The sequence below is a fragment of the Streptomyces sp. NPDC034037 genome (genome assembly GCF_055575715.1).
In genome coordinates this window covers 321,893-343,414 of the sequence record NZ_JBVISC010000001.1, presented here as the reverse complement: position 1 = coordinate 343,414, position 21,522 = coordinate 321,893, and the positions used below count along the sequence as shown (strand labels likewise).

Here is a 21,522-nt window from a genome sequence, read left to right as displayed (position 1 = left end):
CGCCTCATCCCTGGCGCGGAGCCCGCCGCGGCAGTCTGCGGGTCAGGGCCGCCCACCGCTCGGCGGCCCGCTCGCTCCAGCGGGTGCCGAACGCCGTCCAGCGCCCGGAGAGCGCCCACACCACCCGGGCGGCCGAACGCGGCGCGAGTGTCGCCCGCAGCCGGGCCGGCCGGCTCGCCGAGGCCCGCAGCCCCGCGCGCACCCGCCGCACGTCGTCGAGCAGCCCGGCCGGCGGCGGCTGCGGAGTGGGCGCGTAGAGCACCTGCTCCACGGCGGTCGCCACCCGGTGGAGGGCCTGTGCCGGGTCGGGGGACAGCTGCCCGACGCGGATGATCCGCTCGGCGGCCCTGCGGGGCGTCTGCGACTCGTCCGGCTCGATGCCGAGGTCCCACGCCGTGTCGGTCACCTCCAGCCAGGCGCCCAGGGTCCGGGGCGCGGCGACCGCGGGCGTGAGGGCCGCGCCGCCCTCGACGACACCGGCCGGGCCCAGTCGCACCGTCTGCACCCGGGTCCGCCACAGCAGGGGCAGCAGCGGCAGCGTGAGCAGGAGCAGCGCGGCGAGGGCCACCAGGGCGATCGTCCCGACGGGCGGGCCGTCGCCGCCCGAACCGGCGGCAACCTGCGGCGCGGCACTCGCGCACCCGCCCTGCTTGCGCACCTCGGGCGGGCAGCTGTCGGACGCCGAGGGCGCGGCGGACGGCTCGGAGGTACGGGACGGCTCCGGGGTGTCCGCGTCGCTCGTATCACCGGAAGGGGTGTCCGAGCGGGTGTAGTCGGGCACCGAACCGCGGTTGGGCGTCGGCTCGAAACGGGTCCAGCCCACGCCCTCGAAGTACAGCTCGGGCCAGGCGTGCGCGTCCCGCAGCCCGACCGACATCGTGCCGTCGGCCTGCGCGGACCCCGGCGTGAAGCCCACCGCGACCCGGGCCGGTATGCTGAGCGTGCGCGCCATGGAGGCCATCGCGAAGGAGAAGTGGACGCAGAAGCCCTCCTTCTGCCTCAGGAACTTCTCGATCGCCGACGGGCCGCTGCCCGCCTTGACCTGCGTGTTGTACGTGAATCCGCCGTCCGAGGCGAAGTAGTCCTGGAGCTTGACCGCCTGCTCGTAGGGGTTCGCGGAGCCCTTGGTGACCCGGCGGGCGGTGTCCGCGACCATGGCGGGCAGCGAGTCGGGCACCTTGGTGAACTCCCGCCGCAGGTTCGCCGGGGGCGAGGAGGCGTTGGCCAGCTGGGCGGCCGTGGGCTCCACGACCAGGCTCCTGACCTCGTAGTCGACGCCGCGCGTGGTCTGCCCGCGGTCGCCGACCAGAGCGCGGCCCACCGGTTCGAACCGCCACCGGCCGCCGATGTCCACCTGGCTGGCGGGGAACGGCATGGGCAGCCAGTTCTGCGCGTAGCCGTCGGCGGCCGAGATCTTCGTGCGGATCTCGGTCCTGCGGACGTCGGGGAACAGCCCCTGGGGATCGGGCAGCGGCGAGGGCACGTCCTCGATGCCCCGGACGGTGGTCTTCCAGGTGGTGCCGTCGAACTGGTCGAGCGAGACGATCCGCAGATACAGCTCCTCGCCCTGCTCGGTGTTCGTGCGGTACGACAGGACCTCCCGGTCCTCCGGCTGGTTCAGGCTGTCCTGGAGCGCGACCAGGGGGTTCACGGCGGAGATCGTCCCGCCGCCGCCCGTGCCGTTGCCGCCCGGACCCCCGGTGCCGCCCAGGAGGCCGCCGTCCAGGCCCGGCAGCGCGAGCGGCACCACCAGGGCGACCCCCAGCGCGAGAGCGCCGATGCGCCGCCCGGTGCGCACGGGCGCACTCGCCCCGCCACGCGTCTCCAGCCCGCCGGAGACCCGTCCCGGAGAGCGCGGGGCGCCCCCGCCGAACACCCGGCCCCACTGCGAGAGCCGGTCCCGCCCCTCGGCCAGGAGCAGCAGCAGATAGCCGCAGGCGGCGAACAGGAACCACAGCCATCCGGCGCCGCTCCCGGAGAGCCCCGCCGCGACCGAGTAGAGCGCGAGCAGTGGCAGCCCGGCCGGGGCCGCCGTGCGGTAGGTCACCGCGAGCGCGTCCACCGCGAGGCCTATCACCAGGACCCCGCCCACCAGCATCAACCGGATGCCGTCGCTGAGCGGCGCCGGGATCGCGTACCGCCCGACGTCGGCGCCGCCCGCTTCCAGGAGCACGCCGAAGCGGCGGAACGCCTCGGGCCCGGGCACTATCCCCGCGAGCGCCTGCTCGCGGGCGAAGACCAGGGTGAGCAGCAGCAGCGTCACCAGCGCCTGGACGGCCACGGTCAGCGGCCTGGCAAGCGGCGCCCGCCGGGCCAGCGCGCCCACCCCGCTCTGCAGGGCGAGCAGGAGCACCGCCTGCAGGAACCACGTCGCCGGGTCGACGAGCGGCAGCAGCGCGCTCGACGCCAGCACCGTGGCCGCGGTGGCGCACAGCGCGAGCCGCGCGCGTCCACTCATGACCATCCCCCCACTGTCGTACCCCCGTGCGATCCGGCGGCGCGGGCGTGGTCCGCCTGCCGCCACAGGTCGGCCAGGCTCGCCCCCGGGGGCACCGGCAGCGCCGTCCAGCCCGCCTCGCGCAGCATCCGCACCCGCGCCTCACCGGCGCCGGAGGGCACACCGCCGGGGCCCCGCGCCCAGGCCGCGCCGTCCAGGACGAAGGCGACCGCGGCGCCGCTGCGGCGGCGCATCTTGGCGACCACCGCCACCTGTTCCTCGTCGAGGTCGCCGAGGAAGGCGACGAGCAGGCCCTCGTTGCCGCCGCGCAGCACGTCGTACGCGCGGGAGAGCCCGGCCCCGTCGGAGTGGTCGACGACCGCGAGGGTGTCCATCATCAGGCCGGCCGCGTCCGCCGACTCCTGGCTCGCGCCCGCGAAGCCGTCGGAGCCCTCGCCCGGCACGGAGGTGCCGGTGTCGGTCAGCAGCCGTACCGAGAAGCCCCTCTCCAGCATGTGCACCAGGGCGGAGGCCGTGCCGGACACCGCCCACTCGAAGGCCGAGTCGGGCCCCGCGCCCCGGAAGCCGGCGCCCCGGGTGTCCAGCAGCACCGTGCAGCGGGCGCGCTGCGGCTGCTCCTCGCGGCGGACCATCAGCTCGCCGTAGCGCGCGGTGGAGCGCCAGTGCACCCGGCGCAGGTCGTCGCCGTGGCGGTAGCCGCGCGGGATGACGTCGTCCTCGCCGGCGAGCGCCAGCGAGCGGTTGCGCCCCTCGCCGTACCCCTTGGCCTCGCCGGTGAGCCGCACCGGGGGCAGTGCCTCCACGCGCGGGATGACGGTGAGGGTGTCGTACGTCGAGAAGGAGCGGGTCAGCTCGCACATGCCGAAGGGGTCCGTCAGGCGCAGTTGCAGCGGTCCCAGCGGATAGCGCCCGCGCAGGTCGGAGCGGACGCGGTAGGACACCTCGCGGCGTCCGCCCGCCTCGATGCGGTCGAGCACGAACCGCGGCCGGGGACCGAGGACGTAGGGCACCCGGTCCTGGAGCATCAGCAGTCCGGTGGGCAGCCGGGTGACGTTGTCCATCCGCAGGTGCACCCGGGCCTCACAACCGGCGGGCACGCGCGCGGGGGAGAGCCTGCGGCTGCTCGCCACGCGGTGGCGGGTGCGGAAGAGGACCAGGGTGCAGACCAGCGGCAGCACGGCGAGCAGCAGCCCGACGCGCAGCAGGTCGGCCTGGCCGAGGACGTAGGCGCAGATGGCGGCGGCGACCCCGGCCGCCAGGAAGGAGCGTCCGCGGGTGGTCAGGCCCGCGAGAGCCGTGCGCAGCCCGGCGCTGTCGCCTTGCGCGGGCCCCGCCGGCATCCCCCCGGCCGTCATCAGAGCCCCCGGGTGCCGGGCGGCCGCTGGTCGAAGAAGGCGCCGGCGCCCGGTGGGGCGGCGGCGGGGACGGGCGTGTGCTGGAGGATCTCCAGGATGACCGATTCGGCGGTGCGGCGGTTCAGCTGGGCCTGCGCGGTGGGCAGCAGGCGGTGCGCGAGGACCGCGACGGCCAGGGCCTGCACGTCGTCCGGCAGGGCGAACTCCCGGCCGCTGAGCGCGGCGGAGGCCTTGGCGGCGCGCACCAGGTGCAGCGTGGCGCGCGGGGAGGCGCCGAGTCTGAGGTCCGGGTGGCTGCGGGTGGCGGCGACGAGGTCCACGGCGTACCGCCGCACGGACTCGGCCACGTGGACCGTGCGGACCGCGTCGATGAGCTTCACGATGTCGTGCGCGTGCGCCACCGGCTGGAGGTCGTCCAGGGGTGAGACGCCGCCGTGCACGTCGAGCATCCGCAGCTCGGCCTCCGGGCCCGGATAGCCGATCGAGACCCGCGCCATGAAACGGTCGCGCTGCGCCTCGGGCAGGGGGTAGGTCCCCTCCATCTCCACGGGGTTCTGGGTGGCCACCACCATGAAGGGGCTGGGCAGTTCGTAGGTCTGCCCGTCGATGGTGACCTGGCGCTCCTCCATGGACTCCAGGAGCGCGGACTGCGTCTTGGGGGAGGCGCGGTTGATCTCGTCGCCGATCACGATCTGGGCGAAGATCGCGCCGGGTTTGAACTCGAAGTCCCGGCGCTGCTGGTCGAAGATCGACACCCCGGTGATGTCCGAGGGCAGCAGGTCGGGCGTGAACTGGATGCGCCGCACCGAGCAGTCGACGGAGCGCGCGAGCGCCTTGGCGAGCATGGTCTTGCCCACGCCCGGCACGTCCTCGATGAGCAGGTGCCCCTCGGCGAGGAGCACCGTCAGCGAAAGCCGTACGACCTCCGGCTTGCCTTCGATCACACCCTCCACCGACCTGCGGACGCGCTCCGCTGTGGTGGTCAGGTCTGTGAGGCTCGCTCGATCGTCATAGGTCGTCACCCGGCCCTCCTCGGCCCTTCCCCGAAGCTCTTGAGGAGCAGGGGATACCCCGTGTCCGGGCCGCCGCTCACGCGCGCGACCCGGTCCACACGAATTCACCGACACCACGCCTGAACGGTCGGTGTGGTGTCACCCCGCATTGTTGTTGGGCGTAGCGGGTCGTGTCACTCGCCTGTGGATAACTGGCGACGCTTTGGGGGGTCTCAGTGACTTTTGTCCGTCACGCAGGGTCGATTTCCCTCAGCAGACCCGTGGTCACGTCGAACACGAAGCCGCGGACGTCGCCGGTGTGCAGCAGGAACGGGGAGGTCCGCACGCGCTGCATCGACTGGCGTACGTCCTGGTCGACGTCGCGGAAGGACTCCACCGCCCAGGTCGGCCGCTGCCCGACCTCGGTCTCCAGGTCCTGGCGGAACTCCTCGGTGAGGGACTCCAGGCCGCAGCCGGTGTGGTGGATGAGGACCACGCTGCGGGTGCCCAGCGCCCGCTGGCTGATGGTCAGGGAGCGGATGACGTCGTCGGTGACCACACCGCCCGCGTTGCGGATGGTGTGGCAGTCGCCCAGCTCCAGACCGAGCGCGTCGTGCAGGTCGAGGCGCGCGTCCATGCAGGCGACGACGGCCACGCGCAGCACGGGGCGGGCATCCATGCCGGGATCGGTGAAGCCGGCGGCGTAGCGCACGTTCGCCTCCACCAGACGGTCGGTGACCGCGTCGGCGGCCAGGTCACCGTTCGGCGCTGTGGGGGTGGGGCCGGAAGGGGATGCGGAAGTCGACATGGCTATGACGTTAGTGCTCACTGATCGTCTTGGCCCGTCGCGAGAAGGGACAAAAAATGTCAAAGACTCTTGTTGTGAGGTACCCCACAGGGGCTTGCCGCGCCCCGTCCGAACGGGTGAGCCGCGCCCTCTCCCCGCTCTCCCCGGACCGGTCCGCGACGCGCAGGCCGGTTGATTGACCGGGCGACACGGTGGACTAAAGTGACGCGAAGCGGGAGACGTGACCTGCTCCCCGCTGGACCGCACATCCCGGAGATTCCCTGAATCCCCACGTGCGCGGCGCGTACGTACGGCTCGGCCTCCTCCCGCTCCCGGTCGGCTGACGCCACTTTCCCGGCGCCGGCGGACCATTCCCCTTCACGGAGCGGGCGGGGACCCGGCAGTGCGTACGAGCGCCGCGCCGGACCTGAGAGGGCCCCTTGACCGACAACAGCCGACACGTCCCGGTGATGCTCCAGCGGTGCCTGGACATGTTGGCCCCCGCCCTCGCCGAGCCGGGAGCGGTCGTCGTCGACTGCACCCTCGGCCTCGGCGGTCACAGCGAGGCGCTCCTCGCCACCTTCCCCGCAGCCCGCCTCATCGCCCTGGACCGCGACAAGGAGGCGCTGCGCCTGTCCGGCGAGCGGCTCGCCCCCTACGGCGAGCGGGCCACCCTGGTGCACGCGGTCTACGACGAGCTGCCCGAGGTGCTCGACCGCCTGGACGTCCGGCGCGTCCAGGGCGTCCTGTTCGACCTCGGGGTCTCCTCCATGCAACTGGACGAGGCCGACCGGGGATTCGCGTACGCCCAGGACGCCCCCCTGGACATGCGCATGGACCAGACGACCGGCATCAGCGCGGCCGAGGTCCTCAACACCTACGCGCCCGGCGAACTGGTGCGGATCCTGCGCGCGTACGGCGAGGAGAAGCAGGCCAAGCGCATCGTGAGCGCCATCGTGCGCGAGCGCGACAAGGAGCCGTTCAGCAACAGCGCGCGGCTCGTCGAACTGATCCGCGATTCCCTGCCGCAGGCCGCCAAGCGCACCGGCGGCAACCCCGCCAAGCGCACCTTCCAGGCCCTGCGCATCGAGGTCAACGGCGAACTGAGCGTCCTGGAACGGGCCGTGCCCGCGGCCGTCAAGGCGCTGGCCGTCGGCGGCCGGATCGCCGTCCTGTCGTACCACTCCCTCGAAGACCGCCTGGTCAAGCAGGTGTTCGCGGCCGGTGCGGCGAACACGGCCCCGCCCGGCCTGCCCGTCGTCCCCGAGCGCTACCAGCCGCGGCTCAAGCTCCTGACCCGGGGCGCCGAACTGCCCACCGAGGAGGAGATCGCCGAGAACCGCAGGGCGGCCCCGGCCCGGCTGCGCGGCGCGGAGCGCATCCGCGAGGACGTCGGCTGACGCCCGGCCCCGCCGCACGGCCCCTGAGCCCGAGTTTGCCGAGCCGAGTCCGCGAGGAGGCTTTATGAGCAAGAAGAAGCCCGAGCTGCGGGGGAGAGCCGCCCGCCTCGCGCGACTGCTGCCGCAGAGCTCCAACCAGGCGGCCCGCACCCCCTTCGTCCTGCTGGTCGTCCTGCTCCTCGGCGGCGGCCTGATCACGCTGCTCATCCTGAACTCCTCGCTCAACGAAGGCTCGTTCCAGGTGAGCGAGCTGAAGAAGGAGACGAAGGACCTCACCGAGGAGGAGCAGCAGCTCCAGCGCGACGTGGACGGCTTCGCGGCCCCCGACGCCCTCCAGCGGCGCGCCGCCGAACTCGGCCTGGTCCCCGGCGGCGACCCGGCCTTCCTGAACCCCGACGGGACCGTGCGCGGAGTGCCCGGCGCCGCCGCCGGGCCCGCGCCGCGCCCCCAGGAAGCGGCGCCCCCGGCGCTCACCGTCCGGCCCTCCGCGCCGGCCTCCGCAAGCGCCTCAGCCTCGGCCTCGGCGTCGGCCTCCGCGCCCACGGCCACGGCCTCCGGACCCGCGCGCGCGGAGCCCCCGGCCCGGCTCACGACTCCTCGGCCCCTGAATGTCCGACCCACGACTGTCCGGCCCACGACCCCCCGGCCCGCGATGCCCGGCCCCCCGACGACCTCCGGCAGGTGACGTTAAGTGTCCGACAGGGAACCCCCGCGGCGCCGGGTGCCAGGGCCCGCTCGGCCCGCCCGCCCCGCCGCGCCCCGCCGCCCGGCCCCCTCGGGGCGCCCCGCCGCCCGCCGTCCCGCGCCGAAGGCCCGGCCGCGCACGATCCGCCTGGGCAGCCCCCGCCCGCGCCTTCGCATGGTCAGCCTGGGCCTGACGCTGGTGATGCTGGCCTTCGTCGTACGCCTGCTCCAGGTGCAGGCCGTGGACGCCAGTGTGTACGCGGCCAAGGCCGAGAAGAACCGCTACTCCACGCATACCCTGGCCGCCGAGCGCGGGCGCATCACCGATCGCGGCGGCGTCGAACTGGCCGCCAGCGTGGACGCGTACGACATCACGGCGGACCCCACCCTGTTCACGCCGAAGGAGACGAAGACCAAGGACGCGCCCGAGCAGGCGGCCGCGCTCCTCGCGCCCATCCTCGGCAAGGACGCCACCGCGCTGGCCAAGCAGCTCAAGACCCCCCGCACGCGCTACGTCCTGCTCGCCACGCGCCAGACCCCCCAGGTCTGGAAGCAGATCAAGGACCTGCGCGGCGCGCTCGCCGAGAAGGCCGGCACCGACCCGAACTCGCCCAACGTCCTGGCCGGCGTCCTCGCCGACCCGAGCAGCAAGCGCGTCTATCCGAACCACGACCTGGCCGCCGGGATACTGGGCTGGGTCAACTCCGACGGCGAGGGCGGCGGCGGCCTGGAGCGGCAGCTCGACAAGCAGCTGGCGGGCGAGGACGGCAAGATCCGCTACGCCCAGTCCGGTGGCCGGCGCGTGCCGACCGCGGGCTCCACGGAGACGCCCGCCGTGCCCGGCTCCGACATCGAACTCACCATCGACCGCGACATCCAGTGGGCCGCGCAGAACGCCATCACCGAGCAGGTCCGGAAGTCCGCGGCCGACCGCGGCTACGTGATAGTGCAGGACAGCAGGACCGGCGAGGTCCTCGCGATGGCCAACGCCCCGGGCTTTGACCCCAACGACCTCTCGAAGGCCAGCGGCACGGCGCTCGGCAACGCCGCGCTCCAGGACGCCTTCGAGCCCGGCTCCACCGCCAAGGTCATGTCGATGGCGGCGGTCCTGGAGGAGAACGTGGCCACGCCGGGCACCCATGTGACGGTGCCCAACCGGCTGCACCGCGGCGACCGCCTCTTCCAGGACGACATCGACCACCCCACCTGGCAGCTGACCCTCAACGGCGTGCTCGCCAAGTCCTCGAACATCGGCACCATCCTCGCCACCGGGGAACTGGGCAAGACGCAGCGCGAGGCCAACAAGGTCCTCTACTCCTACCTGCGCAAGTTCGGCCTCGGCAAGGAGAGCGGGCTCGGCTTCCCCGGCGAGACGTCCGGAATCCTCGCGCCCCCCGAGAAGTGGTCCACCTCGCAGCAGTTCACGATCCCCTTCGGCCAGGGCGTGTCGATCAACGCCATGCAGGCGGCCTCGGTGTACTCGACCATCGCCAACGGCGGCGTACGCGTCGAGCCCACCCTGGTGCGCGGCACGAAGGGCCCCGACGGCCGCTTCACCCCCGCCCCGAAGCCCAGGAAGACCCGGGTGGTGAGCGACAAGACGGCCCGGACCCTCGCGCAGATGCTCGAATCCGTCGTCGACGACGAGGAGGGCACCGGCACCAAGGCCCGCATCCCCGGCTACCGGGTGGCGGGCAAGACCGGTACGGCCAACCGGGTCGATCCGGCGACCGGCCGCTACAAGGGCTACACCTCCTCCTTCGCCGGTTTCGCCCCCGCCGACAAGCCGCGCGTCACCGTCTACTGCGCGATCCAGAACGCCACCAAGGGCAGCTACTTCGGCGGCCAGATCTGCGGCCCCATCTACAAGGAAGTCATGGAGTTCGCCCTCAAGACGCTCCAAGTCCCGCCGACGGGAAGCGGTCCCGCCCGCCTCCCCGTCACCTTCTAGCCCTGAGACCCACCAGGAACCGCCCGTGACAACGATCACCCCCGGCCCCGGGAACCACCCGCCGCCACGCCCCTCACTTCGCTCCGAGAGGGGTACGCCCGGTACGCTCACCGCCGTGCCACACGCTGATCAGTCCCAAATCACCCAGAAGGGCGCTCCCGTGACCTACCCGGGACCGCCGCGGCCGGAACAGGTCTCCGCGGCCTCACTGACGGACCTGGCGGGCCAGCTGGGCGTCGCCGTCGAAGCGGCCGGGGACACCGGCGGCACACAGATCACGGGCATCACGCACGACTCTCGCGCGGTCCGCCCCGGTGACATCTACGCCGCGCTGCCCGGTGCCCGCATGCACGGCGCCGACTTCGTCGCCCAGGCCGCCGACCTCGGCGCCGCCGCGATCCTGACCGACCCGACCGGCGCCGAGCGCGCGGCCACGACCGGCCTGCCGGTCCTGGTCGTCGACAGCCCGCGCGACCGGATGGGTGAGCTGGCCGCGACGGTCTACGGCCATCCCGGCCGCGATCTGCTCCAGATCGGCATCACCGGCACGTCCGGCAAGACCACGACCGCCTACCTCGTCGAGGGCGGACTCAAGGGGCTGCGCGCGACCGGCCTGATCGGCACGGTCGAGATGCGCATCGGTGAGACGCGCATCAAGTCGGAGCGCACCACCCCCGAAGCCACCGACCTCCAGGCCCTGTTCGCGGTGATGCGCGAACGCGGCGTCGAGGCGGTCGCCATGGAGGTCTCCAGCCACGCCCTGGTGCTCGGGCGGGTGGACGGCTGCGTCTTCGACGTCGCCGTCTTCAACAACCTCAGCCCGGAGCACATGGAGTTCCACTCCGGCATGGAGGACTACTTCCAGGCCAAGGCGCAGCTGTTCACCAAGCGGCGCTCGCGGCTCGGTGTGGTCAACTTCGACGACGAGTACGGGCGCCGCCTCGTCACCGAGTCCGAGGTGCCGGTCGTCACCTTCTCCGCCGAGGGGCACCCGGACGCCGACTGGCGCGCCGAGGACGTCGAGGTCGGCCCGCTCGACTCCACGTTCGTCGCCGTCGGACCCAAGGGCGAGCGCGTCACCGCGAAGTCGCCGCTGGCCGGCCCGTTCAACGTCGCCAACACCCTCGCCGCGATCGTCTCGCTGGCGGTCGCCGGGATCGACCCGCAGCGGGCCGCCGACGGCATCGCCGCGGTGCCGGGCGTGCCGGGCCGCCTGGAGCGTGTCGACGCGGGCCAGCCCTACCTCGCCGTCGTGGACTACGCCCACAAGACGGACGCCGTCGAGTCGGTGCTGCGCGCGCTGCGCAAGGTCACCGAGGGCAAGCTGCACATCGTCCTCGGCTGCGGCGGCGACCGGGACAAGACCAAGCGGATGCCGATGGGCGCGGCCGCGGCCCGCCTCGCCGACACCGCCGTACTGACTTCGGACAACCCCCGTGGCGAGGACCCCCTCGCGATCCTCGCCACGATGCTCGCCGGCGCCGCCGAGGTGCCGGCCCACGAGCGCGGCGACGTCGCCGTCTTCGAGGACCGCGCCGCCGCCATCCGCGCGGCCGTCGTCCGCGCGCGACCGGGCGACACCGTCCTGGTCGCGGGCAAGGGACACGAGCAGGGGCAGGACATCGCCGGGGTGGTGAGTCCCTTCGACGACCGCCAGGTGCTTCGCGAAGCTATCCAGCAAACCCAGGGATGAAGTTGTGATCGCCCTCTCCCTCGCCGAGATCGCCAGCGTCGTCGGCGGGCAGACGTACGACATACCGGATCCGGCCGTCCAGGTCACCGGACCCGTCGTCCGGGACTCCCGTGAAGTGGAGCCCGGCAGCCTCTTCGTCGCCTTCGTCGGCGAGCGTGTCGACGGCCACGACTACGCGGCCGACGTGGTCGCCGCGGGCGCGGTCGCCGTACTCGCCTCGCGGCCGGTCGGCGTGCCCGCCGTGGTCGTCGACGACGTGCAGGCGGCGCTCGGCGCCCTCGCACGCCACGTCGTGGAGCGGCTCGGCGCCACCTTGGTCGCGCTGACCGGCTCGGTCGGCAAGACCAGCTCCAAGGACCTGCTCGCGCAGGTACTGCGGCGCAAGGCACCCACGGTCTTCACGCCGGGCTCCCTCAACAACGAGATCGGCCTGCCGCTGACCGCGCTCAGCGCCACGGACGAGACGCGCTTCCTCGTCCTGGAGATGGGAGCGCGCGGAATCGGCCATATTCGCTACCTCACCGAGCTCACACCGCCGAAGATCGGCCTCGTCCTGAACGTCGGCACCGCCCACATCGGCGAGTTCGGCGGCCGGGCGCAGATCGCGCAGGCAAAGGGCGAGTTGGTGGAGGCGCTGCCCGCCGAAGGCGCCGCGATCCTCAACGCCGACGACCCGCTCGTACGCGCCATGGCCTCGCGAACGAAAGCGCGCGTGCTGCTCTTCGGAGAGGCCGAGGACGCCGACGTACGTGCCGAGAATGTCCGGCTCACCACGATCGGGCAGCCCGCTTTTACGCTGCACACACCCTCCGGGTGCAGCGAAGTGACCTTGCGGCTGTACGGTGAGCACCACGTGTCGAACGCGCTTGCCGCGGCCGCCGTCGCCCATGAGCTGGGCATGTCCGTCGACGAGATCGCCCTCGCGCTCTCCGAGGCGGGCACGCTGTCCCGCTGGCGTATGGAGGTCACCGAGCGCCCGGACGGTGTGACGGTCGTCAACGACGCCTACAACGCGAACCCCGAGTCCATGCGAGCCGCCCTGCGCGCGCTCGCGGCGATCGGCAAGGGGCGCCGTACGTGGGCGGTGCTCGGTCAGATGGCCGAGCTCGGGGACGAGGGTCTCGCCGAGCACGACGCGGTCGGACGCCTTGCCGTCCGGCTCAACGTGAGCAAGCTCGTGGCAGTCGGGGGCAGGGAAGCGTCCTGGCTCCAACTGGGCGCATACAACGAGGGTTCGTGGGGTGAGGAGTCGGTGCACGTGTCCGACGCACAGGCGGCGATCGACCTGCTGCGCAGCGAGCTGCGCCCGGGAGACGTCGTGCTGGTGAAGGCGTCCAGGTCGGTCGGTCTGGAGCGGGTCGCCTCGGCGCTGCTCGAAGACGCCGCGGTGGCTTCCGAGGGGCAGGTCTCCGGCCGATGAGGCAGATCCTCTTCGCGGGTGTGATCGGGCTCTTCTTGACCCTGGTCGGCACTCCTCTGCTGATCAAGCTCCTGGCCCGCAAGGGCTATGGCCAGTTCATCCGGGACGACGGCCCGCGCGAGCACCACAGCAAGCGCGGTACGCCGACCATGGGTGGTATCGCCTTCATCCTGGCCACGCTCATCGCCTACTTCCTCACGAAGATCATCACGGGCACGGAGACCACGCTCTCCGGCCTGCTGGTGCTCTTCCTGATGGCGGGCATGGGCCTCGTCGGCTTCCTCGACGACTACATCAAGATCGTCAAGCAGCGTTCGCTCGGCCTGCGGGCCAAGGCGAAGATGGCCGGCCAGCTGATCGTCGGCATCGGCTTCGCCGTGCTCGCGCTGAACTGGCCGGACAACCGCAACCAGACCCCGGCCTCCACCAAGCTGTCGTTCGTCACGGACTTCGGCTGGTCGATCGGCCCGGTCCTGTTCGTGGTCTGGGCGCTGTTCATGATCCTCGCGATGTCGAACGGCGTGAACCTCACCGACGGCCTGGACGGCCTCGCCACCGGCGCCTCGGTGATGGTCTTCGGCGCCTACACCTTCATCGGTGTCTGGCAGTACCAGGAGTCCTGCGCCAACGCGACGACGCTGACCAACCCCCAGGCGTGCTTCGAGGTCAGGGACCCGCTCGACCTCGCGGTCGTGGCCTCCGCGCTGATGGGCGCCTGCTTCGGCTTCCTGTGGTGGAACACCTCGCCCGCCAAGATCTTCATGGGCGACACCGGTTCGCTCGCCCTCGGCGGCGCGCTCGCGGGCCTCGCGATCTGCTCCCGCACGGAGCTGCTCCTCGCGCTGCTCGGCGGTCTCTTCGTGATGATCACCATGTCGGTCGTCATCCAGGTCGGCTCCTTCAAGATGACCGGCAAGCGGGTCTTCCGCATGGCGCCACTCCAGCACCACTTCGAACTCAAGGGGTGGTCCGAGGTCCTTGTGGTGGTCCGCTTCTGGATCATCCAGGGCATGTGCGTGATCGTCGGCCTCGGTCTCTTCTACGCGGGATGGGCAGCCGAAAAGTGACCACCGCCTCCGACTGGCAGGGCAAGCACATCACCGTCGCCGGTCTCGGCGTGAGCGGCATCAGCGCCGCCCGCGCCCTGGCCGGCCTCGGCGCGCGGGTCACCGTCGTGGACGGCGGCTCGGGAGCGGCGCACGAGGAGCGCGCCGCCCCGCTGCGGGCCGAGGGCGTCTTTGTACGCCTGGGTGACGCCGAGACGCTGCCCGAGGGCACCGACCTCGTGGTCACCTCGCCCGGCTGGAAGCCGTCCTCGCCGCTGTTCGCGGCGGCCGCCGAGGCGGGCGTGGACGTCGTCGGGGACGTGGAGGTCGCCTGGCGGCTGCGCGGCCCGGGCGCGGCCCCCTGGCTCGCCGTCACGGGCACCAACGGCAAGACCACGACGACGCGGATGCTCGCCTCGATCCTGACCGCGGGCGGCCTGCGCACCGCCGCCGTCGGCAACATCGGCACCCCCATCGTGGACGTGATCCAGGAGGGCGACGACGCCTACGACGTGCTCGCCGTCGAGCTGTCCTCCTACCAGCTGCACTGGGCGCCCTCCGTGCGCGCCCACTCCGCGGTGGTCCTCAACCTCGCGCCCGACCACCTCGACTGGCACGGCTCCATGGAGGCGTACGCCGCCGACAAGGGCCGCGTCTACGAGGGCAACCGCGTCGCCTGCGTCTACAACGTCTCCGACCAGGCCACCGAGGACCTGGTCCGCGGCGCCGACGTCGAAGAGGGCTGCCGGGCCATCGGTTTCACGCTGAACGCGCCCGCGCCCTCGCAACTGGGCGTCGTGGACGGCATCCTGGTCGACCGTGCGTTCGTGCCGGACCGCCACAAGCAGGCGCAGGAGCTCGCGGAGATCTCCGACGTCGAGCCGCCCGCCCCGCACAACATCGCCAACGCGCTGGCGGCGGCGGCCCTCGCCCGTGCCTTCGGCGTCCAGGCGACGGCCGTACGCGAGGGCCTGCGGGCCTTCCGCCCGGACGCCCACCGCGTGGAGCACGTCGCCGACGTCGCCGAGGTCGCCTACGTCGACGACTCCAAGGCCACCAACACCCACGCGGCACAGGCGTCGTTGGCGGCCTACGAGTCGGTCGTGTGGATCGCGGGCGGCCTCGCCAAGGGCGCCACCTTCGACGAACTCGTCGCCGGGGCGGCCGAGCGGCTGCGCGGGGTCGTGCTGATCGGCGCCGACCGCGCGCTGATCCGCGAAGCGCTGGCGCGACACGCCCCCGAGGTCCCGGTGGTCGACCTCGACCGGACCGACACTGGGGCGATGTCCGAGGCGGTACGCCGGGCGGCACAGCTGGCCCGGCCGGGGGACACCGTACTGCTGGCCCCGGCCTGTGCGTCGATGGACATGTTCACCAACTACAACGAGCGTGGTGAAGCGTTCGCGGACGCCGTCCGCGAACTCGGCTCCACGCGCGCCTGACCGGGCCGCGCCCGGCCGGCGCCGGGCACACCCTTGGGAGGGGAACGTGGCCAGGTCTTCCGTGAGGGTCGCCAGACGACCGGTTCCGGTACGCCCCGAAGGCGCCTGTCACCCCCCGGGCGAGAGCGGGCCCCGGCGGCTCTTCCACCGGGTCCGCCGGGCCTGGGACCGTCCGCTCACGGCGTATTACCTGATCTTCGGCAGCAGCCTGCTGATCACCGTGCTCGGCCTGGTGATGGTCTACTCCGCGTCGATGATCCAGGCGCTCCAGCTCGACCTGCCCGCCTCGTACTTCTTCCGCAAGCAGTTCGTCGCCGCCGTACTGGGTGCGATCCTGCTGCTGCTCGCGATGCGGATGCCCGTCAAACTCCACCGGGCACTGGCCTATCCGATGCTCGCCGTGACCGTTTTCCTGATGGTCCTGGTGCAGATCCCGGGGATAGGGCGCAGCGTCAACGGCAACCAGAACTGGATCTACCTGGGCGGCCCCTTCCAGCTCCAGCCCAGTGAGTTCGGCAAGCTCGCCCTGGTGCTCTGGGGCGCCGACCTGCTCGCGCGCAAGCACGACAAGCGGCTGCTGACCCAGTGGAAACACATGCTGGTGCCGCTCGTGCCGGTCGCCTTCATGCTGCTCGGGCTCATCATGCTCGGCGGCGACATGGGCACCGCGATCATTCTCACCGCGATCCTTTTCGGCCTGTTGTGGCTCGCGGGCGCGCCCACCCGGCTGTTCGCCGGCGTGCTCGGCGTCGCCGCCCTGCTCGGTGTGATCCTCATCAAGACGAGCCCCAACCGCATGGCGCGGCTCGCCTGCATCGGCGCCACCGACCCGGGCCCCGGCGACCAGTGCTGGCAGGCCGTGCACGGCATCTACGCCCTGGCCTCCGGCGGATTCTTCGGTTCCGGCCTCGGCGCGAGTGTGGAAAAATGGGGTCAACTTCCTGAACCCCACACCGACTTCATCTTCGCCATCACCGGGGAGGAACTCGGTCTTGCGGGGACACTGTCGGTGCTCGCCCTGTTCGCGGCTCTAGGCTATGCGGGTATCCGCGTGGCCGGACGCACGGAGGACCCCTTCGTGAGGTATGCCGCGGGAGGCGTGACCACCTGGATCACGGCGCAGGCCGTGATCAATGTCGGTGCGGTGCTCGGTCTGCTGCCGATCGCCGGTGTCCCGCTCCCGCTGTTCTCCTACGGGGGTTCGGCCCTGCTGCCGACCATGTTCGCCATCGGGCTCCTCATCGCCTTCGCGCGATCGGACCCCGCTGCGAAGGCGGCCCTGGCCATGCGGCAACCTCGGGTGAGATGGAACACGATGCGACGGCGCGTCAAGGCGCGTTCGTCCGGAGAGCGGTGAATTTCGGTGCATGTCGTACTCGCCGGCGGGGGGACCGCCGGCCACATCGAGCCCGCGCTCGCCCTCGCGGACGCCCTGCGGAGGCAGGACCCGACCGTGGGCATCACGGCCCTGGGCACGGAGCGCGGACTCGAGACCCGGCTCGTACCGGAGCGGGGCTACGAACTCGCGCTGATCCCGGCCGTCCCCCTGCCCCGCAAGCCCACCCCTGAGCTGATCACCGTCCCGGGACGGCTGCGCGGCACCATCAAGGCGGCCGAGCAGATCCTGGAGCGCACCAAGGCGGACTGCGTGGTCGGCTTCGGCGGCTACGTGGCGCTGCCCGGCTATCTCGCGGCCAAGCGGGCCGGGGTGCCGATCGTGGTGCACGAGGCCAACGCGCGGCCCGGACTCGCCAACAAGATCGGTTCGCGGTACGCCCACGGGGTGGCCGTCGCCACCCCCGACAGCAAGCTGCGCAACTCCCGCTACATCGGCATCCCGCTGCGGCACACGATCGCCACGCTCGACCGGGCCCGGGTCCGTCCGGAGGCGCGCGCCGCCTTCGGCCTCGACCCCAACCTGCCGACCCTGCTCGTCTCCGGCGGCTCCCAGGGCGCGCGGCGGCTGAACGAGGTCGTCCAGCAGGTCGCCCCGGTGCTCCAGCGCGCGGGCATCCAGATCCTGCACGCGGTCGGCCCGAAGAACGAATTGCCGCAGGTGCACCAGATGCCGGGGATGCCCCCGTACATCCCGGTACCGTACGTGGACCGGATGGACCTCGCGTACGCGGCGGCCGACATGATGCTCTGCCGCGCGGGCGCGATGACCGTCGCCGAACTCTCCGCCGTCGGGCTCCCCGCCGCCTACGTACCGCTGCCGATCGGCAACGGCGAACAGCGGCTCAACGCCCAGCCGGTGGTCAAGGCGGGCGGTGGACTGCTGGTGGACGACGCGGAACTGACGCCCGAGTGGGTGCAGGGCAACGTGCTGCCCGTGCTGGCCGATCCGCACCGGCTGTACGAGATGTCCCGCGCGGCTTCGGAGTTCGGCCGCAGGGACGCCGACGAGCTGCTCGTCGGCATGGTCTACGAGGCGATTGCGGCACGCCGCAACGCGTGAGAGGGCAGGGGACCGTGGCCGGACCGATCACCGCCGAACGGCAGCAGAAGAAGTCCGGCCCGCCCCGCCCGCAGCGCGTCCGGCGCCTGACGCCGCGTTCGCGCGCCCTGATCGCGGGCGGGGTCCTCGCCGCGCTCGTCACGGCCGGGGCCCTGTGGGTGCTCTACGGCTCGCAGTGGCTGCGCCTGGAGCGGGTGACGGTCTCGGGCACCCGGGTGCTCACGGCCCAGGAGGTGCTCGACGCGGCGCGGGCCCCGGTCGGGGACCCGCTGGTCTCGGTCGACACGGACGCCCTGGAGAGCCGGCTCCGCTCGGAACTGCCCCGTATCGACTCGGTCGAGGCCGTCCGGTCCTGGCCGCACGACATCAGTCTCGAAGTGACGGAACGCAAGCCCGCCCTTGTCATCGAAAAGGGAGGAAAGTTCGTCGAAGTGGACGGCCAGGGAGTGCGATTCGCCACGGTCGAGCACGCCCCCGAGGGCGTCCCGCGTCTCGAACTGACGCCGGATCGGCGCGGCGCGGCCGCGAGCCTGCGCCGGTTCGGCACCGACCGGCTGCTGCGCGAGGCGGTGCGGGTCACCGGTGACCTGCCCGAAGCCGTCGCCCGTGACACCCGCGAGGTCAAGGTCCGTTCGTACGACTCCATCTCGCTGGAGTTGAGCGGCGCTCGCACGGTCGTCTGGGGCAGTGGCGAGAAGGGGCGCACGAAAGCCACTACCCTCAGCGCGCTGATGAAAGCGGCACCCAAGGCACGGCACTTCGATGTGAGCGTCCCCACGGCCCCTGCGTCATCAGGGAGTTGACGTGTATCTGTGCAGGCCAGCACCCTGGTTCGGCACTGCTACGGCTGATCACATAGGGTGAAAAGAAAAACGGGAGGTTCGGCGTGTTCGTTGAACGTGCGCCACTTGTCGACTTAGTGTCCTGTTCGGAAGAGTCCAGAGAACAGACACACTGGTAACCCTAAACTTCAGCGTTAGGGTTCGGGTCGGCGTTCGGACCGTCCCATTCGGCATCAGTCGCCGCCTCGCACACCTGCGAAACGGCGACACGTAACTCGAGGCGAGAGGCCTTCGACGTGGCAGCACCGCAGAACTACCTCGCAGTCATCAAAGTCATCGGTGTCGGCGGCGGTGGTGTCAATGCCATCAACCGGATGATCGAGGTCGGTCTCAAGGGCGTCGAGTTCATCGCCATCAACACCGACGCGCAAGCCCTGTTGATGAGCGACGCCGACGTCAAGCTCGACGTCGGCCGTGAACTCACCCGCGGCCTCGGCGCCGGCGCCAACCCGGCAGTCGGCCGCAAGGCCGCAGAGGACCACCGCGAGGAGATCGAGGAGGTCCTCAAGGGGGCCGACATGGTCTTCGTCACCGCCGGCGAAGGCGGCGGCACCGGAACGGGCGGCGCACCTGTCGTCGCCAACATCGCGCGCTCGCTCGGCGCCCTCACCATCGGTGTGGTCACCCGGCCCTTCACCTTCGAGGGCCGCCGCCGCGCCAACCAGGCCGAGGACGGCATCGCGGAGCTGCGCGAAGAGGTCGACACCCTCATCGTCATCCCCAATGACCGACTGCTGTCCATCTCGGACCGCCAGGTCTCCGTCCTCGACGCCTTCAAGTCGGCGGACCAGGTCCTGCTCTCCGGCGTCCAGGGGATCACCGACCTCATCACGACCCCGGGTCTGATCAACCTCGACTTCGCCGACGTCAAGTCGGTCATGTCGGAGGCGGGTTCGGCGCTCATGGGCATCGGCTCGGCCCGCGGCGACGACCGCGCGGTCGCGGCGGCCGAGATGGCGATCTCCTCACCGCTCCTGGAGGCGTCCATCGACGGCGCCCGCGGTGTGCTGCTCTCCATCTCCGGCGGCTCCGACCTCGGCCTCTTCGAGATCAACGAAGCGGCCCAACTGGTCAGCGAGGCCGCGCACCCCGAGGCCAACATCATCTTCGGCGCGGTCATCGACGACGCGCTCGGCGACGAGGTCAGGGTCACCGTCATCGCGGCGGGCTTCGACGGCGGGCAGCCGCCGTCCAAGCGGGACACCGTCCTCAGCTCGGCGTCCGGATCGGCCAAGCGCGACGAGCCGGCGCCCTCCGCGCCCACGCGTCCCGCCGCCGAATCGCCCCGCCCGGCCTTCGGCGGACTCGGCAGCGTCACCACGCGCGACGAGCAGCCATCGGCACCGGAGCCCGCGGAGTCGGCCCCGGCGAGCGAGGCCCCGGCCACGCCCGCCGCCCCGCCGCAGGTTCCGCCGGCCCGTCCCTACCAGGACAGCCAGGCCGAGGAGCTGGACGTGCCGGACTTCTTGAAGTGATAAGCGAGCACAGCACCGAGAGCGGCGCGCACTTCGCCTTCACCGACCGGTGGGGCGGGGTGAGCGCCGTTCCGTACGAGGAGCTCAATCTCGGCGGCGCGGTCGGCGACGACCCCGGCGCCGTGCGGGAGAACCGGACGCTGGTCGCCGCGTCCCTCGGCCTCGACCCGGCCCGGGTCGTGTGGATGAACCAGGTGCACGGCCGCGACGTCGTCGTGGTCGACGGCCCCTGGGGCTCGGACGCCGAGATTCCGGCCGTCGACGCGGTGGTGAGTGCCCGCAGGGGAGTGGCGCTCGCCGTCCTGACCGCCGACTGCACGCCGGTCCTGCTCGCCGACCCGGTCGCCAAGGTCGCGGCGGCGGCGCACGCCGGGCGTCCCGGCATGGTGGCGGGCGTCGTGCCGGCCGCCGTCGAGGCCATGGTCGGGCTCGGCGCGGACCCGGGGCGGATCCTCGCCCGCACCGGACCCGCCGTCTGCGGGCACTGTTACGAGGTGCCCGAGGCGATGCGTGCCGAGGTCGCCGCCGTCGAGCCCGCGGCGCACGCCGTGACGAGTTGGGGCACGCCGGCGCTCGACGTGAGCGCGGGGGTGCACGCCCAACTGGAGCGGCTCGGGGTGCGCGACCGGGCGCGCTCGCCGGTGTGCACCCGGGAATCCGGCGACCACTTCTCCTACCGCCGCGACCGTACGACCGGTCGGCTCGCGGGCTATGTCTGGCTGGACTGATAGGAAATGACGGACCGTAAGCAGCAACTCGCCGACAACCTGGCGAAGGTCGAGGAGCGCATCGCCGCGGCGTGCGCGGCGGCCGGGCGGGCGCGCGAGGAGGTGACCCTCATCGTGGTCACCAAGACCTACCCCGCGAGCGATGTGCGGATTCTCTCGGAACTGGGCGTGCGTCATGTCGCGGAGAACCGCGACCAGGACGCGGCGCCGAAGGCGGCCGAGTGCACGGATCTCCCCCTTTCCTGGCACTTCGTGGGCCAGTTGCAGACCAACAAGGTCCGTTCCGTGGTCGGTTATGCCGATCTGGTGCAGTCCGTCGACCGGCCGAGGCTCGTCACCGCGCTCTCGGCGGCGGCGGTGCGCGCGGAGCGGGAGCTGGGTTGCCTGATCCAGGTCGCGCTCGACGCCGGGGAGAACGGCCGGGGGGAGCGCGGGGGCGTGGGCCCGGGCGGGATCGAGGAGTTGGCCGACCTCGTGGCGGCGGCGCCGGGACTGCGGCTGGACGGTCTGATGACCGTCGCCCCGCTCACCGGACCGTACGCCGGCCGGCAGCGGGCGGCCTTCGAGCGATTGGTGGAATTCTCAACCCTCATGCGCGCGAACCATCCTGCTGCGAACATGGTGTCGGCAGGGATGAGCGCGGACCTCGAACAGGCCGTTGCGGCCGGGGCGACACATGTGCGCGTCGGTACGGCGGTACTCGGAGTGCGCCCCGGGCTCGGGTAACGTCGCCAAGAAGTCGGACCACAGCAGAAAATATGGTCATTCCCGCTGCTGAGCGGGGATACCTC

At 72.1% G+C, this 21,522-nt stretch carries 17 protein-coding genes; 13 read left to right on the top strand and 4 right to left on the bottom strand.

The window, feature by feature from the left end; all coding sequences use genetic code 11:
- Positions 1-4: 4 nt before the first annotated feature.
- From ACZ516_RS01590 to ACZ516_RS01575, 4 genes are all read right to left on the bottom strand, one after another.
- Complete coding sequence (locus ACZ516_RS01590) at positions 5-2,458, bottom strand: transglutaminase TgpA family protein (protein WP_469007991.1); 2,454 nt, start codon at positions 2,456-2,458, stop codon at positions 5-7.
- Entirely contained in the window at positions 2,455-3,813 is a 1,359-nt protein-coding gene (locus ACZ516_RS01585) for a DUF58 domain-containing protein (protein ID WP_469007989.1), read from the bottom strand. The genes ACZ516_RS01590 and ACZ516_RS01585 overlap by 4 nt, the downstream gene beginning before the upstream one ends.
- Positions 3,813-4,835 carry an AAA family ATPase gene (locus ACZ516_RS01580; RefSeq protein ID WP_358584301.1) on the bottom strand — a complete coding sequence of 341 codons (1,023 nt, stop codon included), beginning with the start codon at positions 4,833-4,835 and terminating at the stop codon, positions 3,813-3,815. The genes ACZ516_RS01585 and ACZ516_RS01580 overlap by 1 nt, the downstream gene beginning before the upstream one ends.
- A 220-nt stretch (positions 4,836-5,055) precedes the next feature.
- On the bottom strand, positions 5,056-5,613 hold the full coding sequence (locus ACZ516_RS01575) for a beta-class carbonic anhydrase (protein ID WP_358584300.1): 558 nt from the start codon (positions 5,611-5,613) through the stop codon (positions 5,056-5,058).
- A gap of 419 nt (positions 5,614-6,032) precedes the next feature.
- Here ACZ516_RS01575 and rsmH point away from each other — a divergent pair, with 419 nt between their 5' ends.
- The 13 genes from rsmH to ACZ516_RS01510 all read left to right on the top strand — a co-directional run bounded on the left by rsmH (position 6,033) and on the right by ACZ516_RS01510 (position 21,457).
- Entirely contained in the window at positions 6,033-6,992 is a 960-nt protein-coding gene (gene rsmH, locus ACZ516_RS01570) for a 16S rRNA (cytosine(1402)-N(4))-methyltransferase RsmH (protein WP_358584299.1), read from the top strand.
- A gap of 64 nt (positions 6,993-7,056) precedes the next feature.
- On the top strand, positions 7,057-7,677 hold the full coding sequence (gene ftsL, locus ACZ516_RS01565; RefSeq protein ID WP_469007986.1) for a cell division protein FtsL: 621 nt from the start codon (positions 7,057-7,059) through the stop codon (positions 7,675-7,677).
- Between the two features lie 6 nt (positions 7,678-7,683).
- Positions 7,684-9,627, top strand: a complete 1,944-nt coding sequence (locus tag ACZ516_RS01560) for a peptidoglycan D,D-transpeptidase FtsI family protein (protein ID WP_469007984.1) — start codon at positions 7,684-7,686, stop codon at positions 9,625-9,627.
- A 25-nt stretch (positions 9,628-9,652) separates the two neighbouring features.
- Positions 9,653-11,320 carry a UDP-N-acetylmuramoyl-L-alanyl-D-glutamate--2,6-diaminopimelate ligase gene (locus ACZ516_RS01555; protein WP_469007982.1) on the top strand — a complete coding sequence of 556 codons (1,668 nt, stop codon included), beginning with the start codon at positions 9,653-9,655 and terminating at the stop codon, positions 11,318-11,320.
- Between the two features lie 4 nt (positions 11,321-11,324).
- On the top strand, positions 11,325-12,740 hold the full coding sequence (locus tag ACZ516_RS01550) for a UDP-N-acetylmuramoyl-tripeptide--D-alanyl-D-alanine ligase (protein ID WP_358700233.1): 1,416 nt from the start codon (positions 11,325-11,327) through the stop codon (positions 12,738-12,740).
- A complete protein-coding gene (gene mraY, locus ACZ516_RS01545; RefSeq protein ID WP_358584294.1) occupies positions 12,737-13,807 on the top strand; it encodes a phospho-N-acetylmuramoyl-pentapeptide-transferase in 1,071 nt (356 codons plus the stop codon). Before ACZ516_RS01550 ends, mraY begins: the two co-directional genes overlap by 4 nt.
- The gene (gene murD, locus ACZ516_RS01540) at positions 13,789-15,228 is read left to right on the top strand and encodes a UDP-N-acetylmuramoyl-L-alanine--D-glutamate ligase (RefSeq protein ID WP_361081671.1); all 1,440 of its coding nucleotides are present in this window, start codon (positions 13,789-13,791) and stop codon (positions 15,226-15,228) included. The genes mraY and murD overlap by 19 nt, the downstream gene beginning before the upstream one ends.
- Before the next feature lie 46 nt (positions 15,229-15,274).
- Positions 15,275-16,585 carry a putative lipid II flippase FtsW gene (gene ftsW, locus ACZ516_RS01535; RefSeq protein WP_467464898.1) on the top strand — a complete coding sequence of 437 codons (1,311 nt, stop codon included), beginning with the start codon at positions 15,275-15,277 and terminating at the stop codon, positions 16,583-16,585.
- Positions 16,586-16,591: 6 nt separating this feature from the next.
- The gene (gene murG, locus ACZ516_RS01530) at positions 16,592-17,686 is read left to right on the top strand and encodes an undecaprenyldiphospho-muramoylpentapeptide beta-N-acetylglucosaminyltransferase (RefSeq protein WP_358584292.1); all 1,095 of its coding nucleotides are present in this window, start codon (positions 16,592-16,594) and stop codon (positions 17,684-17,686) included.
- A 14-nt stretch (positions 17,687-17,700) separates the two neighbouring features.
- Complete coding sequence (locus ACZ516_RS01525; protein WP_361081665.1) at positions 17,701-18,489, top strand: cell division protein FtsQ/DivIB; 789 nt, start codon at positions 17,701-17,703, stop codon at positions 18,487-18,489.
- Positions 18,490-18,764: 275 nt separating this feature from the next.
- Positions 18,765-20,003: a cell division protein FtsZ gene (ftsZ, locus tag ACZ516_RS01520; protein WP_358584290.1), complete on the top strand. Its 1,239-nt coding sequence runs from the start codon at positions 18,765-18,767 to the stop codon at positions 20,001-20,003.
- Positions 20,000-20,731 carry a peptidoglycan editing factor PgeF gene (pgeF, locus tag ACZ516_RS01515; RefSeq protein ID WP_361081663.1) on the top strand — a complete coding sequence of 244 codons (732 nt, stop codon included), beginning with the start codon at positions 20,000-20,002 and terminating at the stop codon, positions 20,729-20,731. The genes ftsZ and pgeF overlap by 4 nt, the downstream gene beginning before the upstream one ends.
- Positions 20,732-20,737: 6 nt before the next feature.
- Positions 20,738-21,457, top strand: coding sequence for a YggS family pyridoxal phosphate-dependent enzyme (locus ACZ516_RS01510; protein ID WP_361081661.1), 720 nt, complete (start codon positions 20,738-20,740; stop codon positions 21,455-21,457).
- Positions 21,458-21,522: the final 65 nt, after the last annotated feature.